Here is a 17,792-nt window from a genome sequence, read left to right on the forward strand (position 1 = left end):
GAGGGTTTTTTTAGGATTTTTTTGCTGGAACTTTTTGTCTTACCTTTGCGGTCCAATTGAATAAATAGCGGTTCAATCACCCGCTCCAACAAAAATTGAAATGGATAAAACTCAAAAAATAAAGGAAGGATTGATGCTTCCTGTCATGGAAGCTTTTTATACGGTCCAAGGGGAAGGAATGCATACCGGTGTTCCTGCATATTTTATCAGGTTAGGAGGCTGTGATGTAGGATGCGTTTGGTGTGATGTTAAGGAATCTTGGGAAGCAGAGAAATGGCCGATATTAGGTATCGAGGAAATTGTTGATCATGCCCTTATTTATCCAGGTAGAATGGTGGTGATTACAGGAGGAGAACCTTTGATGTACAACCTGGATCCTTTAACTACATTACTTAAAGAAAGAGGTTTCTCTACCCATATTGAGACTTCTGGGGCCCATCCTTTTTCGGGCCACTTCGATTGGGTATGTTTTTCACCTAAGAAATTCAAAGCGCCCCATCCCTCAATTTATGAGAATGCAGATGAATTGAAGGTGGTCATCTTTCATAAGTCTGATTTTGATTTTGCAGAAAAACACGCTGCATTAGTAAAAGAGGATTGTAAAAAGCTGCTCCAACCCGAGTGGAGTAAGTCAAGTCAAGTGATGGGAGCCATTGTTGACTACGTAAAAACACATCCAAATTGGAAAATTTCCTTACAAACTCATAAATTTATGGATATTCCATAAAGACATGAGAATCACCCTACTTGTTTTGTTATTTTTATTAGTGCTTCAAAGACTTGATGCTCAGACATATTCTATAATTGATAACAGAGCAATCAAACTTCATGAACAGGGTGATGAGTTGGTAAAGAGCCGTAATTATGATGAAGCAATAGAAAAGTATAAGTTGTCTATACAGCGTGAGGCAAACTTTTTAGAATCCTATATCAAATGGGGAAGGCTCTTGCTTACCAAAGGAAATCATGAAGAAGCGCTGGCTGTGGTCAATAGGGGAGAGTCCAGAGCAGGAAAGGCTTCAACAAAGATTAAGGCTGACTTTTCATGGCTGAAATTGAATATTTACCTGGGGCAAGGGGCCTTTGAAAAAGCTATTGATGAATTTGATACCTCAAGTGAATTACTGGATGAGGCGTTTAAAAGGTCCCATGAGTACAATCAAATCAAAAGTCAAATTGAATTTGTTGCAAAAAACATTGAGAACAAACTTTTGATCCATAAACAAAAATTGCCTGACCCTATTAATGATTTTACCCTTCAGTATTTTCCTGTACTTACTGCAGACAGTAAAAAATTGCTTTTCACAAAAAGAGATGGGACTGAAAATTACCATACAGAGGACATTTTTGTTTCATATTATGATAAAGAAATTGGATGGACAAAGCCTTCCGGGATTTCAGATAGTATCAATACATATTACAATGAAGGGACTTGTACGATTTCTGCAGATGGTAATATTCTGATTTATACCTCCTGTGATGCGCCGGATTCATTTGGAAGCTGTGATTTATATGTTGCCTATAAAGTCAATGGGCAGTGGCAAAAATCAAAGAATATGGGGAAGAATGTGAATTCCAGATCTTGGGATTCGCAGCCTTCACTTTCTGCAGATGGTAGGATTTTGTTTTTTTCATCCAATCGTAGAGGGGGTTATGGAGGTAACGATATTTGGTATTCATTATGGTTGCCGGATGGTTCCTGGTCTGAAGCAAAAAATCTGGGATCAGTTATCAATACTGCCAAAGATGAAGTTTCCCCCTTTATTTATTTCAATAATGAAATTCTGTTTTTTGCTTCCAATGGACATCAGGGATTTGGAGGTATGGACTTGTTCGTTTCCAGAGTAGTTAAGGGTGAGTTTACCAAACCGGAGAACCTTGGTTATCCCATAAATGACCATAAGGATCAGTTTTCATTGTTTATAACAGCTCAGCGAGATTATGCATATTATACTGAAAGTAATTATAACCAAGGAAAAGTTGAAAGGTCATTTCTTTACCGTTTCAAGTTTCCCGAAGAAATTGCCTTAGGGGAAAAATTGGTGGTGTCTCAGGGTAAAGTGCTGAACAGCAAGACAGGGCAGCCAATAGATGCCAAATTATCATTGGTTAGTCTGGCTAATGACAGTACGATGTATCAGTTTAGATCCGATGGAAAAACAGGGGAATTCTTAATGATTTACCCGGATCGTTCGTTTTCGGGCTTGTATGTTGAAAAGAAAGGTTATCTTCCAAAGATTTTTAATGTAGAGCGTGATAATCTGAAGAATAAAGAGAATTTAGAGATTTCTCTCACCCCAATTGCCAGTGGGGAAGAGTTTATATTTGAAAATATCTTTTTTGATTTTGATAAAGACGAACTTAAGCCTGAATCTAAAAGCTCCTTACTTAGACTTCTGGAATTTTTAAAAGAAAATCCATCTGTCAAAATTCATATTATTGGACACACCGACAATGTGGGTACGGTAAGTTATAATCATAGTTTAAGTCAAAGAAGGGCTGAAAGTGTAAGGAATTTTCTTTTGTCAAAAGGAATTCATGAATCAAGACTTACAGCAGAGGGTAAAGGAGATGCTCATCCAATACGGCCAAACGATAGTCCTGAAAATAGAGCGTTGAACCGCAGAATTACCATTTCAATCCTGTAATAGTTAAAAAAAACAAAAAAAAATTAACAAATGTTAATTTATTGTTATATGGATTAAAACATGATTTTTATTTTGATCTTGAACTTTTTAGAGGGTAGAAAATTTTTAATTGGATTTAATTTCTAAAACATTTAATTTCTTCATTATTTTTCAATTTCTAACTTATAATTTCGTTTTTTTTGGAAATAATACCCTTTGTTTCTATTATTCGTTAGTTTATTACTAGTTAAAATCAAATACAATGAAGAAAGTTTTATTAGTTGTCGCGTTAACCGCAATGACGACAGTGTCATTGTTTGCGCAAAGTAGGACGATCTCAGGAAAGGTAACTTCGCCCGAAGAGCCTGACGGAATTCCTGGGGTAAACGTTGTGATAAAGGGTACAACCTTAGGTGTTGTGACTGACTTCGACGGAAATTACAGTGTTTCTGTTCCTGAGGATAGAAATGTCTTGGTGTTTTCGTTTGTAGGATTTATTTCAAAAGAAATGACTATTGGTAACAACTCAGTTATCAATGTGGTGCTACAGCCTGATTTAAAAACACTTGGTGAAGTGGTTGTTGTGGGTTATGGTACACAGGAAAGACGAGATATCACTGGTTCAGTGGCATCGATTAACAATAGGTCTATTGAGAACCTGGTAACTCCATCCTTTGAATCACAATTGGCTGGGCGTGCACCAGGTGTACAGATTACCACGCCAAGTGGAACCTTAGGTGCGGCCCCGGTAATTAGGATTAGGGGTGTAAATTCTATTTCAGGAAGCGCCAGTCCATTGATAGTTATAGATGGGGTACCTGTAGTAGACGCTGATAGATCAGCAGTGATAGGTTCAAATCCTCTAGCCAACATTAACCCTGCAGATATAGAGTCATTTGAGGTGTTAAAGGATGGTTCCGCTACAGCCATTTTTGGATCCAGAGCAGCAAATGGGGTAATCCTTATAACCACAAAAAGAGGTTCAACAGGGAAAGCTCAGGTAAATTATAGCACTGCCATTGGTTTCAATGAAGCGCAAAACCGTTTTGAGCTTTTGAATGGTGATGATTTTGTGACCATAGCGAATGAAAGGAGAGCAAATGCAAACCAATCGCTATTAGCAAATCCCGGAGTAAATACAGATTGGCAGGATTTGATATTGAGAAGAGGCTTTACCCAGCAACACAATCTATCCATATCTGGTGGATCTGAAGCCACTAAATACTTCTTTTCAATAGGCTTTACAGATCAGGAATCTGCAATTGATGTCAATGAAATGAGAAGGTACTCTTTTAGGGGTAATGTAGATCACAGTGTATCTAAATCCTTCAGAATTGGAACTTCATTAAACTATTCATTTACTGAGATTAATGGGTTCAACGAAGGAGCAAATTCGCTTTCGGGTGTAATGCTCAATGCTACAAGAGCATTGCCAAATGTGTCGCCATTTGATCCTGCCAATACCCGTTTTGATGGATTTAATGTAACAGCAGATGGTAGAACCACGGGATTTGGCAATAATTTGGCAGGTCCGGACAATAACCTTCCTAATATTGGTTTTGTACTTGCAAATAACGTCTTCAGAAACCGGGTTCATAGGCTTTTAGGAAATGTTTATGGTGAAGTAGATATTGTGAAAGGCCTTACGGCAAGGTCAATGGTAGGCGTGGATTTGACAATGGCAGAAGATTTTCAGTCCTTGGATCCCAGGCATGGAGATGGGCAAGGTATAAATGGAAGCGTATTTATGGCTTACAATCCTGTACAAAGATGGAACTGGCAAAACACTTTGAATTATCAGACAATTTTGGCAGAAAACCATATTTTCAATATAACTCTTGGTGCCGAATACCAATATGATCAATTCTATAATTTCACTGCACAGGGGACTGATTTTTCTGATGATTTCTTTAGAAGAGATAACTTGATTTCAGGTTCATATAACAATCAGTTTTCAGGAGGAGGATTTGCGGACCGTGGATTTGATTCTTATTTCAGCAGGATTAATTATGGTTATAAAGGCAAATACCTGCTTTCATTTACAGTAAGAAACGATGGTATTTCTGACTTGGCAAGAGAAAATCAAAGAGGAACCTTCTTCGGTGGTTCGATAGGATGGAGGATTTCAGATGAAGGCTTTTTCAATTCCAATGTCATTTCAGACTTTAAAGTGAGAGCTTCTTACGCTGAAGTTGGAAATACTGAAATAGGTACTTTTGCCGCATTCGGTGGGTTTAATCCAGTATTAGGTGGTGCAGGCGCAGGCTTGGGATATGCCAGGATAGCCAATAGAGGATTGCTTTGGGAAACTTCCAAAAAACTTAATGCCGGTATCGATATGACCATTGGTAAAGTAACCTTGGCTGCAGATGTTTTCCGAAATAACATTGATGGGTTGATTTTGAGTGCGCCTACCATTCCTTCTTTGGGTGTTCCGGGCAATTCCATCAATCAGAACGTAGGTGCAATGTTTAATGAAGGGGTTGAGTTTCGGGTAATCACCAATGTAATTAATAGAGGAAAGTTCACTTGGAATACAGACTTTAATTACACTTTCTTGAGAAATGAAGTAACCAACTTGGTTCAGCCAATTGTTGGTACTTATAATAGAACAGTAGAAGGGGGTCCAATTGCCCAGCTATATGGATTCAGATGGGCTGGGGTCAACCCAGCTAATGGTAACCCCATGTATTTCAGTGGCGAAAATATAGTCCAATATAATTTGCAGCAGGGAGATTTGGGCTGGAGGGCCTTTGATCCAGCAAACCCATCGAATATTTCTACTCCAGCAGGACTTCCTACCCAGGATTTCTTAGGTAATACTTTGCCAAGATGGCAGGGTGGTTGGATCAACAATTTCACTTTTGGTAATTGGGACGCAGAAGTCTTTTTGAGATACTCAGGCGGTAATTATATCATGAATGAGACACTCAGGGGGCAGTTAGGTCAAGGATTCTCCAATAACAATGCAATTGTAATGAACAGATGGACAGAGTCAGGTCAGGTTACAGATATACCCAAACAGTATTCTGGACAGGATGCCAACATGTGGTTGACAGCAGCATCTAATTCAAGGTTTATTGAGAAAGGCGATTTTTTAAGGGTACAAAACATTGTGGTTGGATACACGGTGCCTGCATATAAATTGCAAAGTGCATTTAATGGGGCAATTTCAACTGCTAGATTTTTTGCCCAGGCACAGAACCCATTTATCTTCACCAGATACAGTGGATTGGATCCGGAAGCCAATACATTCCCTTCAGGAGCTTTGACTCAGCAGTTACAATTTGGTGTTGATTGGAACGTTACCCCAATCTTCAGGACATTCTCCGTAGGTCTTAATGTAGGGTTTTAATTCTCATCAAAAAATTATAAAGAGATGAAAAAAATTAGTGTTAACAATATAAAACTGGCAATTTCCGCTTTATTATTCGCGTTAGTCAGCAGTTCTTGTGATGTCACAGACCTTAGTCCGGCTAACCTGATTCCAGATTCTGATGCTTTTGCAACTGCAGCAAGGGTAGAATCTGTGGTATTAGGAGTGTATGAATCTGCACAACAAGGATTTTATCTGGGTTCTGCAGGTCAGGCAGGTCGAGGTTATCCCTTTGGTGCAGCCAATACCCAGCAAGGAGATATGCGTGGAGAGGACATGTACAACGATCAGTTGTTTTATGAAGTTACTTACATTGCAGCGCACACTCCATTCAGTGCAAACAATAACGGAATGTGGATTTCCATTTACAGAATGGTCAATAGAGCCAATATTGTACTGGAGAATATTGAAACAGCCCTTGAAAATGGAGTTATTACTCAAGAGCAAAGAGATATATACAGAGGTGAAATGCTCTTCTTGAGAGCCTTAGGACACCATGAGCTATTAATACATTTCTCCAGACCATATATGGATAACCCTGACGCACCAGGTGTACCGTACAGGACAGTTGCAATCAATGATGTGCCTTTAGTGCCGGCAAATGAAGGCTTGGGAAGGACAACAGTAGGTGAAGATTACGCGCAACTGTTAGCAGATTTAAATGAAGCTGAAGGATTATTGCCATTGTCACGTAATTACAATAGGGTTAGAAGAGGAGCTGTTATAGGCTTAAAATCACGCATTAAACTTCACATGGGTGATTGGCAGGGTGTCTTGGATGAGTACAATAAACTGGTGGGTACTTATGCTTTGACAGATAGCCCTGTTACGCCATTTAGGACGGTGAACAGCACAGAAAATATTTTCTCCTTTGTAAATACGCCGGAATCAAACCCTGGGGTGAATGGTGCCCTTCCATCCATGTATGGAAATCCAGCGAGAGGAGCAAGAGGTCTTGTAAAAGTGAGTCCATTGATTTGGAGATCAAACATTTGGCATCCAGAAGATTTAAGGAGGTCCGAATTGACAGATCGAAATGCAGGTGGAATTTATACATTAAAGTATCCAGATGCATTAACAAGGACTGATCCTAATCCAATTTTAAGGTTTGCTGAAGTGGTTTTAAATGCAGCAGAAGCACATGCACGCCTTGGGAACAATGCAAATGCAATTCAACTTTTGAACTCAATAAGGGATAGAGCATTGCCAGCAACTGTACCTTCCTTCAGTTCTGCTGATTTTGCCAGTGTAGATGCTTTGCTTACAGCAATTTTTAATGAAAGGAGAATTGAATTTCTAGGAGAAGGAAGAAGATGGGCAGATATCCATAGGCTTTCTGGAGAAGGAAGAATGGCTGGGATCCCAGCAAAAGCTACTTCCAGATCTATTACCTCATTGGATTTCTATACAACGGATAGAGCTATCCCTACAGACCATTCTTTGCCATATTCCAGTAATTTATTTATTTGGCCAATTCCTATTGATGAAATATTGAATAATAGTGGTACCCCAATACCACAAAATCCAGGATATTGATAATAAGACTGATAAAAAGGCCTCCATTTCGAAATGGAGGCTTTTTTTTTATTCCATATAATTTCAACGGACTTTTTATGATTATTAAGTCTGTAAAATGAAAAACTGTATGTGAAATTTAAAAAATTCTATTTGAAATATAATTCTGTTTTTTGGAATGCTACAATGTTTGTGTTTGGATAAACAAGGATTTAAAGAAAAATAATTCAATAATATTTTATTTTAATATTTTTTTATAATTTTAACGCAGGCAAAATGTACTGCAATGTGTTTTGCCGGTTAGCTACAGAAATATTTTTGTTCGATCTTAGGTAAAAGATCAATTGAATTGCATTTGTTACACCTAATAGACCAGATATGAAGATATTTTTATCTTTATCAACCTGTTTATTGTTACTTTCTACCATTCCTGTATTTGCACAAAGTAGAATTGTAAGGGGGCAGGTATTTTCCAAAAAGGACAATCAGCCCATTTCGGGCGCTTCCATTATATTGAAAGGAACTACAGTGGGTACGGCATCTGACCTTTATGGCCGTTATGTGCTTCAAGTTAACTTGGATGAGTTTACATTGGTATACAGCTATATTGGGCATCAAACCGAAGAAGTATTTTTTGGTGTAGAGAATACCATGGATGTTTATCTTTCTCCGCTTCAGGAAGCAATAGAGGAAGAAGTTGAGGTAGAGAAAGTTCTGGCAAAAGAGGAAGAAGTAGAAGATCCAGAAATTATTCTTCAAAAAGATGGTGCACGTACCAAAAGCCCGGGAGACTTAATTGAGAATATACCATACCAGTCTTTTGACAGAACTTTGCAGGGAAGGGTCCCTGGTCTTTCGGTAAAGGCAGCTTCTGGTATTCCAGGTGGTGCTATAAATGCACGAATTAGAGGAGTTGGTTCCATTTATGCAGGTAATGAGCCTTTATATGTAGTAGATGGTGTCCTGATAAATAATGTCTCTTATTCAATTTTCACACAGTCCAATCCATTGGCATTTCTAAATCCTAATGAGATAGAATCTGTTGAAGTGTTGAAAGATGCTGCTTCCACAGCCATTTATGGCAATCAAGGAGCTAATGGTGTAATCATTATAACCACGAGAAAAGGGAAACCCGGAAAGGCTAGGATCGAATTAAATGCTTATGCAGGAGAAACTATTCCGATTAAATTTTTGGATCTTTTAGATGGGCCAGAATGGTATGCCATGAGAAGGGATGCCTTCAAAAACTCCGATGCTACTAATCCTGAGGCAAGGGCTTTATCCAATATGGGTGTTTTGCCGGATAATTGGAACCAATTAAGTCCAGCTCAATTAGATGAGCTTGGCCTAAATTTACCAACTTATGATTGGCAGAGGCAGATGATGCGGAAGAGCATGATGCATAATTATGAGCTTAGCGCATCAGGAGGTGGTAAAACCACACTATATTATATTTCCGGATCTTATCATTACAGTGGTTCCTCTTTTCCTCCAGTGGATTTTGAGAGAGGAACATTAAGAGCTTCCCTAAGTCAATCCATCAAAGAGCGAGTTCGCTTGGAAGCGAATGTGAATTTGGCTTCCATAGACCAGGCAGTTCCCTTTTCCACAGAAGGTTCCTTTATTGGAAGTCCTGCCTTCGCTGCTTCGACTATTTTAAGGCATAATCCCATTTTTAATGAGGATGGTTCTTTCAATACCCAAATAGGGGGACTTGCAGGACAAAATATTGCATTGGTTAATGAGTTTAATTCAGGACAGACAAGTACCAGATCAGGGGGGGGTAATTTTATTGTCAACTGGAAAATTGCATCCAATCTCAATTATAAAGGGTTAGCGGGAGTAGATTACCGTGATTTGGAAGAATTTAGATTCAGAGACCCAAGGACGCCAGATGGACAGGAAGTAAATGGAAGAAATGGTGTAGGGAATTATTCCGTTAAGCGCTACATGACCAACCATACTTTGGACTGGACGAAGAAAATTGACAAAAGTCTGATATCGGCTTATATTGGTTATGAATTTTTAACTGAGGAAAGGGAGGGCTTGTCTTCAGAAGCCACAGGCATTACCACCCCAAGCTTCAATAACCTGCTTCCGGGATCTACTTTGGTTTCTTCGGATACAGTTTGGGCAGGGTATAAAAGGCAAGGTGCGTTTATAGGGCTTAACTATCAGTTGGCTGAAAAATATCTATTTCACCTAGGGTCAAGAGTAGACGGTTCTTCCCGTTTTGGATCAAACTTCAGATATGGCATTTTCCCATTTGTTAAACTGGGGTGGAACCTGGCCAAAGAGGATTTCCTGATCGCTTCTGGAAAGGTGTCAGATTTAAGATTAAGGGCTTCCTGGGGATTGGCAGGCAATGATCAGATTGGGGATTTCAGGGCTTTAGGAATGTATGGTCCGGGAAATACCTATGCAGGTGGAACAGGTATCCGTCCTATTTCCTTTGATAACCCCAATCTAAGATGGGAAACAAATGAAACCATCAATTTAGGTCTGGATTTTGGATTCATAACTGGCAAAATTTCCGGCAGTATTGATGTTTTTCAGAGAAAAACGAAAGATCTTATACTAAATATCCCAGTATTATGGATCAATAGGGCGGATCAATTTTTAAGGAATGTTGGTGGTCTTGAAAACCGTGGAATTGAATTTGAAATCAATACAATCAATATGGAACGTGGCATTTTTTCTTGGTATTCTTCCTTCAACTTCAGCTACATCCAAAATAAGGTTACATCCTTATACGATGGATTGCAGGTTGATCCGGACAATCCAAGATGGGCAGTGGGGATGCCTGTAGGAAATCCTGCATTCCCTGGACAATTAGCTCCTGGCTCCTGGTATGTTGCTGAATATGCAGGAGTAAACCCAGCCACAGGCAGACCAATGTGGTATGATGCCAATAGAAACCTTACTTACCTTCCTACGGATGCAGACAGGGTTTATTTTGGATCTAATTTCCCACCCTACTTTGGAGGTTTTAATAATGTGATTAAGATAAAAAGTTTTGAACTTACTACATTTTTTACCTATGAATATGGAGCAGTCGTGTCCGATGGGCAATACAATTTCCTCCGTGAAAACGGAACAAGATTTACATTCAATTCTTTGCATGAGGTGAATGACCGTGCTTGGAGAGTTCCTGGAGATATGACAGATATTCCGAGAAATTTCGCACTTAATAGTGGTAATGCTGCCAGAAATCAGAATAGGAACTTTGGATCAGCTTCATTATTAAAGGCAGATTTTATCAGATTGGCTCAGGTAAATATTGCTTATAATTTCAGTTCTGAATTTCTCCAAAATATAGGTTTGTCTCAGGCAAGGATATATGCACAGGGGATAAATCTTTGGACAATTTCGGATTATCCAGGTTATGATCCTGAATTTATGGGTGTTGGTACAGGCCAAATTCCTGTCCATAAAAGTTATAATATCGGTATCCAGTTAAGTTTTTAATAGCGATGGAAAGGTATAGCATATTAAGGGGGCTTTTCTTTTTTGCAATCGGCATTTTCGTGTTTTCCTGCGATCTGGAAGTAGATCCCCGTCAGACAACCAGAACTTCTGAAGTATTAAATAGTCCGGCTAATTTGGAATCTGCTTTGAATTCAGTTTATGGTAGGCTTCGCTCCTTAAATCATTATGGTCGTGACATGATTGCCCTTTCGGATGCTTTAGCAGATGTGGGAAGGGCAACCAATAATTCAGGGAGGTTGGTTGCCGAAAACAATAATGCTGTCAATGCACATTTTTCAGCTGGTTTTTGGCAAAATGGTTATGCTGCCATTACTGAACTCAACTTAATTCTTGATCAGTTGGAAAAGGGAGTTAATGGGGCAAATGAGGACCAAATTGCTGCCTGGGAAGGAGAGGCCAAATTTTTAAGGGCTTTGTATTTGTTTGATCTGGTAAAAGTTTATTCCTATATTCCGACAGCAGTTTTTCAGTCCGGAATAGTGGATCAAGGAGGTATTCCTATGCCTTTGATAGCTGTTAAAATTGCTGATATTGCCCAATTGAATCAATTACCGAGGTCAACTCTGGCGCAAAATTATTCTCAGATAATCAGAGATCTAGGAGATGCTATCAATTTATTGGAAAATAATCAACGGTCAGCTCCGCAATATGCAAGTTCAGCTGCAGCAGCGGCACTGCTTTCACGGGTTGCTCTTTATAACGGTAATTGGCAGGCAGCCCTAAGTGCTGCAAATGCGGCTTTAAGTTCAGATGTAGGGCAATTGCTCTCAGGGGAGAATTATTTAAGTGGCTGGAAGTCTTCTGTTCATCCTGAATCCATGTTTGAAGTGAGAATACAGCTTCCAAGTGAATCCTTGGGAGTAAATACTTCACTTCAGTCAACTTTTTCAACAATGCTTCAGGTTACAAATAAGAATATCAGAGGTGGCTGGGGAGATTTAATCCCATCGCCTATAGTTTTGAATTTTTTTGGTTTATCAGCCCTTCAGTTAGGTAATCCTGCAACAGATAACAATAATTGGGATGTAAGAAGGAATCAAGACATTCGGGCCAGGCTATATACCACGGGTAATGACCAGAGATTTTCAAGAAGGCAAATAGAATGCATCAAATTTTTAGGTAAAAATGGTTTTGATTATGGTGATAATATTCCAGTAATCCGGAAATCTGAAATGTTGCTCAATAAGGCTGAAGCACTTTATCACCTAGGTAGGGAGACAGAAGCATTGAATGAATTGAATGCTTTTAAATCTTTAAGGGGGATAGGGCCAGTTAGTTTGACAAGGCAATTGCTTTTAGATGAGATTTTATTAGAAAGGTTTAAAGAATTTGTTTTTGAAGGACAACGTTTTTTTGATTTGAAAAGGTACGGTAGAAATATTGATAAAAGATCATATTTGGGATCCAATGCATTAGTTGATTTTGAAGATTTCCGAATTCTGGCACCAATTCCTCAGAGGGAAGTTCAATTAAATAGGAATTTAAACCAAAACAGAGGTTATTAAGCTTTAGCAATCATTAGAATCTTTTTACGTATTTTTGCGCTTCAATTGAAGAATCGATGATATACGTTTGCAGAAAAGAGCATTTTAATGCTGCGCATAAGCTTTGGAACCCCAACTGGACAGAAGAAAAAAACAAAGAGGTTTTTGGACCATGTGCGAATATCAACTGGCATGGACATAACTTCGAACTTATCGTAACGGTAAAAGGTCTTCCAGATCCTGAAACGGGTTTTGTGGTCGATTTAAAAGAATTGAGCGACCTTATCAAGAAATTGGTGATTGATCAGGTGGACCATAGAAATCTTAACCTTGACGTTCCATTTATGCAAGGCAAAATGGCAAGTTGTGAAAATTTGGTGATGGAATTTTGGAAAATACTTGAGCCGGCTGTCAATGATATTGTCCCTCATGGAAAGCTTTATAAATTGACGCTTTATGAAACTCCAAGAAATTTTGTGGAGTATTTAGGTGAGTAAGAGTTATAATAATAGGATTGGAAGATTATTAATCGATCATTAATTTTTTGTTTTATTTTGTTGGTGCTTGGACGGCAGTATTAAAATCTAACCCCGGATGAAATATTATATCATATGTGGAGAAAGAAGTGGTGATTTACATGTTTCCAATTTGATTAAATCACTGAGGACACTTGATCCGAGCGGTTCATTTAGAGGTATGGGAGGGGATTATTCCGGGAAAGCAGGAATGGAAATGCCAACACGTTATGAAGAAGTAGCTGTAATGGGATTTTTGGAGGTGTTTCTTGGATTTTGGAAAATAATTAAATATCTCAAATGGGTCAAGGAAGACATACTTCAATTTCAGCCTGATGTATTGATCTTGGTTGATTTTGGTGGTTTTAACATGAAAATTGCTGGCTGGGCAAAAGTAAATGGAATACCGGTCCATTATTATATTCCACCAAAAGTATGGGCATGGAATCAAAAAAGAGTACATAAAATAAGAGAGTATACAGATAAGGTTTATTGCATTCTTCCTTTTGAGCAGGAATTTTTTAAAAAGTTCGGCGTCAATGCGCTGTATGTGGGAAACCCACTCCTAGATGAACTATCAAGTTTCGAGCCTCACCCATTTTTTCATCAAAAGAATGAATTGAATTATCAGCCCATCATAGCATTATTGCCGGGGAGTAGGAAACAAGAAATTGTTATGATGCAAGAAGTGATGATTAAGGTAGTCAGGATGTTTCCCAATGCCCAGTTTGTGGTTGCAGGGGTTTCGAACATGGATAAGAGTCTATATCAACCTGCAGTTGAAACAGGGATTAAAGTAATTTTTGACCAGACTTATGATCTCCTTCACCATGCAACTGCGGCGATTGTCACGTCCGGAACAGCAACATTAGAAACTGCATTGTTTAGAGTACCGCAACTTGTTGTATATAAAACTAGTGCATTTAGTTTTGCAATAGGTAAGATGCTCATCAAAGTGGATTATATTTCATTGGTTAATTTGATTGCAGGAAGGGAAGTGGTTAAAGAATTGATTCAAAAAGATTATAATGTAGCTGAGGTTTCACATCAACTGAATTTGATTTTAGCAAATAGACTTTATAAATCACAAATTTTGGATGGCTATAATGAAGTCATGAGTAAACTTGGCAAGGAATCAGCATCGATGAATGTGGCCCATCATATTGTGAGTGATCTTTCCTCAAATAGTAAAGGGTTCAATTAATGTTTATACATATTTTTTCAAAAACTTGATATACTTTATAGATATTTTTCAATTTTAAAAAAAAAAGATAAAAAATTCTGAAAAAATACAAAATATGGAATTTTTTATTTTTTCGCACACTTTATGGAGAGTTGTTAAAATTAAATAATTACTTCGAAAAGTAATATATTTTAAAATTATATAAGAATAGTTTATTTCAAATTAAAATTTGTCAATTTTAAAACTATATAATTAGAATTTTTTTAATTTATCTTTTTACGATAAATGTTAACAGAAGTTAAAAAAAATTTTATTTTAAATTCATAATAAAAGAACTATCAATATTTTCCATTTAATTAAATAATCACCGGATCAGATATTTTATTTTATTTTTTTTATAAAATCAGAATTTTATAAAAATCCATACAATCACATACATATAGAAATTTTTCAAACGGTTTTGCATTATATCAAGTTAATGGATAAAATTGGGCCATCGTTAAACCAAAAAAATCAATTATGAGGAAAGTTTTACTTCTAGGACTCGCATTCCTCTTTGCTGCGGCTTCGGCTTTTGCGCAAGGACGCGTAGTAACTGGAAAGGTTACATCCGGTGAGGATGGTTTACCTATTCCAGGTGCATCAGTCATAGTGAAAGGTACCACAATTGGTACAGCTACCGACTTAGACGGTAATTTTTCACTAAATGTTCCACAGGACAATAATGTATTAGTTATTTCCTTTGTGGGATCTGTGACACAGGAGGTCAATGTTGGCAACCGTTCACAAATTAACGTGGTATTGCAACCCGATACCAGAAGTTTGGAAGAAGTAATCGTAACCGGTTACGGAACCCAGCCAAAAAGAGAAGTTACCGGTGCTGTATCATCTGTAAAAGGTGAAGCCATTAAAAACCTACCTATGCAGTCATTTGACCGTGCATTACAAGGTAGAGCGGCGGGTGTACAGGTACGTTCTGCTAACGGTCTTCCAGGTGGTGCGGTTAACATCCGTATCCGTGGGGTTGGTTCCGTTACTGCTGGTAACGAGCCATTGTTCATTGTAGATGGTGTTCAATTGAATAACCAAGGAAATGCCAGCTTCACCCAGGCTAACCCATTGGCATTCTTGAACCCGAATGACATTGAATCTATGGAAATTCTTAAAGATGCCGCTTCTGCTGCAATTTATGGGTCCCAAGCTGCTAATGGTGTTGTTATCATCACAACTAAAAAAGGTAAGCAAGGTAAAGCAAGATTTGAATTCAATGCTTTCGGTGGTGAGACTCAGCCAATGAAGTTTTTGGATGTATTGAATGGTCCTGAATGGTATGCCATGAGAAGGGACGGTTTGAGAAATACTGGAAACACAGCTCCTGAAGCAAATGCCTTGTTAGCAATGGGTAGACGTCCAGATAACTTCGCTACTTTGTCTGCCGCAGAATTGGACGCTATTGGTTTAGGTTTACCTTCCTATGATTGGCAAAGAGAAGTAATGGGAAGAGGTAGATTGCAAAACTATGAGTTGAACGTATCTGGTGGTGATGATAAAACCACATTCTTCGTTTCCGGTTCTTATGACTATCAGGAATCATCTTTCAGACCAGTAGATTTCGAAAGAGGGACTTTCAGGACTAACTTGTCACACAAAGCAAACGACAGGTTAACCTTAGAGACTAGTCTTAATTTGGCTACAGTAACCCAAAATACGCCATTTTCTATTGATGGTTCATTCTTAGGTAACCCGGCATTCTCGGCATCTACAGTATTGCCTCATAATGCAATCAGAAATGAAGATGGATCTTTCAATACTGCTATTGCAGGTGTATTGAACCAAAACATTGCTTTGGTTAATGAGTTTAACTCTGGTAGAACTACTACAAACTCTATAGTTGGTAATACTTCTGCTACTTACAAAATCCTAGATAACCTTGTTTACAGAGGCCTAGTAGGGGTTGATTACAGGTTAATCATTGAGAACAGATATAGAGACCCAAGAACCCCTGATGGTGCAGGTGTAAGAGGTAGAGCGACTGCTGCTAATGACTGGAGAACCAGATTTATTACTACTCATACTGTTAACTGGAACAAATCATTTAACAATGTTCACAATTTGACAGCTTTAGCAGGTTTTGAATTCGTATCAGAAACAAGAGAAGGTTTGAATGCTGAAGCAATTGGCTTCCCAACTTTCCAGTTCCGTTACATTGATTCAGGTGCTACTCCTGAGTTTGTCGGTGGCTTTTGGACTGGTTACAGAAGGCAAGGTGCTTTCGTTAATGCAAACTATAACTACAAAGAAAAATACCTTTTCACTGCTACAGCTCGTTATGACGGTTCTTCCCGATTCGGTGCAAATACACAATATGGTATTTTCCCATCTGTAAGAGCTGGTTGGAACATTGCAATGGAAGATTTCTTGAAAGATTCTGAAACTGTAACTGATTTGAAATTGAGAGCATCTTGGGGTAGAGCCGGAAACGACCAAATCGGAAACTTCGCGGCTAGAGGTCTTTATGGGGCTCCTACTGCAGGTAACTATGCAGGTAATGCAGGTATTAGACCGACTTCCTTGGCTAATCTTAATTTAGGATGGGAAACCAATGAAACTATAAACATTGGTTTGGATTATGGTTTCTTTGGAAATAGAGTTTCTGGTTCCGTTGATCTTTTTGATCAAAGAACTAAAGATCTTTTGTTAGATCAGCCTATCCTATGGACCAACGGTTTCAGCTCAATTTCCAACAATGTGGGTGAATTGATGAACAAAGGTATTGAGGTTGAAATTAATACAATCAATATTGACCGAGGTGGCTTCCAATGGAGAACAGCTTTCAACTTTACTTATATTCGAAATGAGATTGTAAGATTGTATGATGGTTTGGAATTCCTACCTGCTAACCCAGGAATCGCTGTTGGCCAGCCTGTAGGTAACCCAGCTTTCCCTGGTCAGAATGCTCCAGGTTCATGGTTTGTAGCAGAATACGCTGGAGTTAACCCAGCTACTGGTCGTCCAATGTGGTATGACATCAACCGTAACCTAACTTACTTGCCAATTGCAGCTGACAGGGTTTATTTCGGTTCAAACCTCGCACCTTATTATGGTGGTTTCAATAATACCTTCTCATATAAAGGATTTGAATTGACAGCATTCTTCACTTATGAGTATGGAGCTATTGTTTCAGACGGACAGTACAATTTCTTAAGAGAATCAGGAACCAGATTGGCATTAAATGGTCTGCGAGATGTAGTTGATAGACAATGGACTAACCCAGGTGATATGACAGATATCCCAAGAAACGTAGGTAACTTCAACGGTGGTAATGAATTGAGAAGCCAGGGAAGAAACTTTGGTTCAGCCGCATTGTTGAAAGCAGACTTTATCAGATTGGCACAAGTTCAATTAGGTTATACTTTCAATCCTGCTACACTTAGAAGTTTGGGACTTACAAGAGCTAGGGTTTATGCTCAAGGTGTGAATCTATGGACTTATTCCGATTATCCTGGATATGATCCTGAATTTGTTGGAGCAGGAACAGGTCAAGTTCCAATTGTAAAAAGTTATCAGATCGGTGTTCAGTTAGGATTCTAAAATTAGATAACC

Annotated in this window: 9 protein-coding genes; all 9 read left to right on the forward strand. The window is 38.5% G+C overall.

Annotation, left to right across the window (positions count from 1 at the left end; all coding sequences use genetic code 11):
- The first annotated feature begins 100 nt into the window (after nt 1–100).
- The 9 genes from CLV48_RS17420 (at nt 101) to CLV48_RS17460 (ending at nt 17,780) form a co-directional block, all read left to right on the forward strand.
- Nucleotides 101–727, forward strand: coding sequence for a 7-carboxy-7-deazaguanine synthase QueE (locus tag CLV48_RS17420; protein ID WP_106568570.1), 627 nt, complete (start codon nt 101–103; stop codon nt 725–727).
- Nucleotides 728–731: 4 nt separating this feature from the next.
- Nucleotides 732–2,648 (forward strand): OmpA family protein, encoded by a 1,917-nt coding sequence (locus tag CLV48_RS17425; protein WP_106568571.1) that lies wholly within the window; start codon nt 732–734, stop codon nt 2,646–2,648.
- Between the two features lie 241 nt (nt 2,649–2,889).
- On the forward strand, nt 2,890–5,982 hold the full coding sequence (locus tag CLV48_RS17430; protein ID WP_106568572.1) for a SusC/RagA family TonB-linked outer membrane protein: 3,093 nt from the start codon (nt 2,890–2,892) through the stop codon (nt 5,980–5,982).
- 24 nt (nt 5,983–6,006) lie between these two features.
- Complete coding sequence (locus CLV48_RS17435) at nt 6,007–7,539, forward strand: RagB/SusD family nutrient uptake outer membrane protein (protein ID WP_106568573.1); 1,533 nt, start codon at nt 6,007–6,009, stop codon at nt 7,537–7,539.
- Between the two features lie 357 nt (nt 7,540–7,896).
- Nucleotides 7,897–10,986: a SusC/RagA family TonB-linked outer membrane protein gene (locus CLV48_RS17440; protein ID WP_106568574.1), complete on the forward strand. Its 3,090-nt coding sequence runs from the start codon at nt 7,897–7,899 to the stop codon at nt 10,984–10,986.
- A gap of 5 nt (nt 10,987–10,991) precedes the next feature.
- Entirely contained in the window at nt 10,992–12,512 is a 1,521-nt protein-coding gene (locus CLV48_RS17445) for a RagB/SusD family nutrient uptake outer membrane protein (protein WP_106568575.1), read from the forward strand.
- A gap of 56 nt (nt 12,513–12,568) precedes the next feature.
- The gene (locus tag CLV48_RS17450; protein WP_106568576.1) at nt 12,569–12,988 is read left to right on the forward strand and encodes a 6-pyruvoyl trahydropterin synthase family protein; all 420 of its coding nucleotides are present in this window, start codon (nt 12,569–12,571) and stop codon (nt 12,986–12,988) included.
- A 97-nt stretch (nt 12,989–13,085) separates the two neighbouring features.
- Nucleotides 13,086–14,210 (forward strand): lipid-A-disaccharide synthase, encoded by a 1,125-nt coding sequence (lpxB, locus tag CLV48_RS17455; protein WP_106568577.1) that lies wholly within the window; start codon nt 13,086–13,088, stop codon nt 14,208–14,210.
- A 498-nt stretch (nt 14,211–14,708) separates the two neighbouring features.
- A complete protein-coding gene (locus CLV48_RS17460) occupies nt 14,709–17,780 on the forward strand; it encodes a SusC/RagA family TonB-linked outer membrane protein (RefSeq protein WP_106568578.1) in 3,072 nt (1,023 codons plus the stop codon).
- Nucleotides 17,781–17,792: the final 12 nt, after the last annotated feature.

The sequence above is a fragment of the Cecembia rubra genome, from assembly GCF_003014575.1.
GTDB lineage: Bacteria > Bacteroidota > Bacteroidia > Cytophagales > Cyclobacteriaceae > Cecembia_A > Cecembia_A rubra.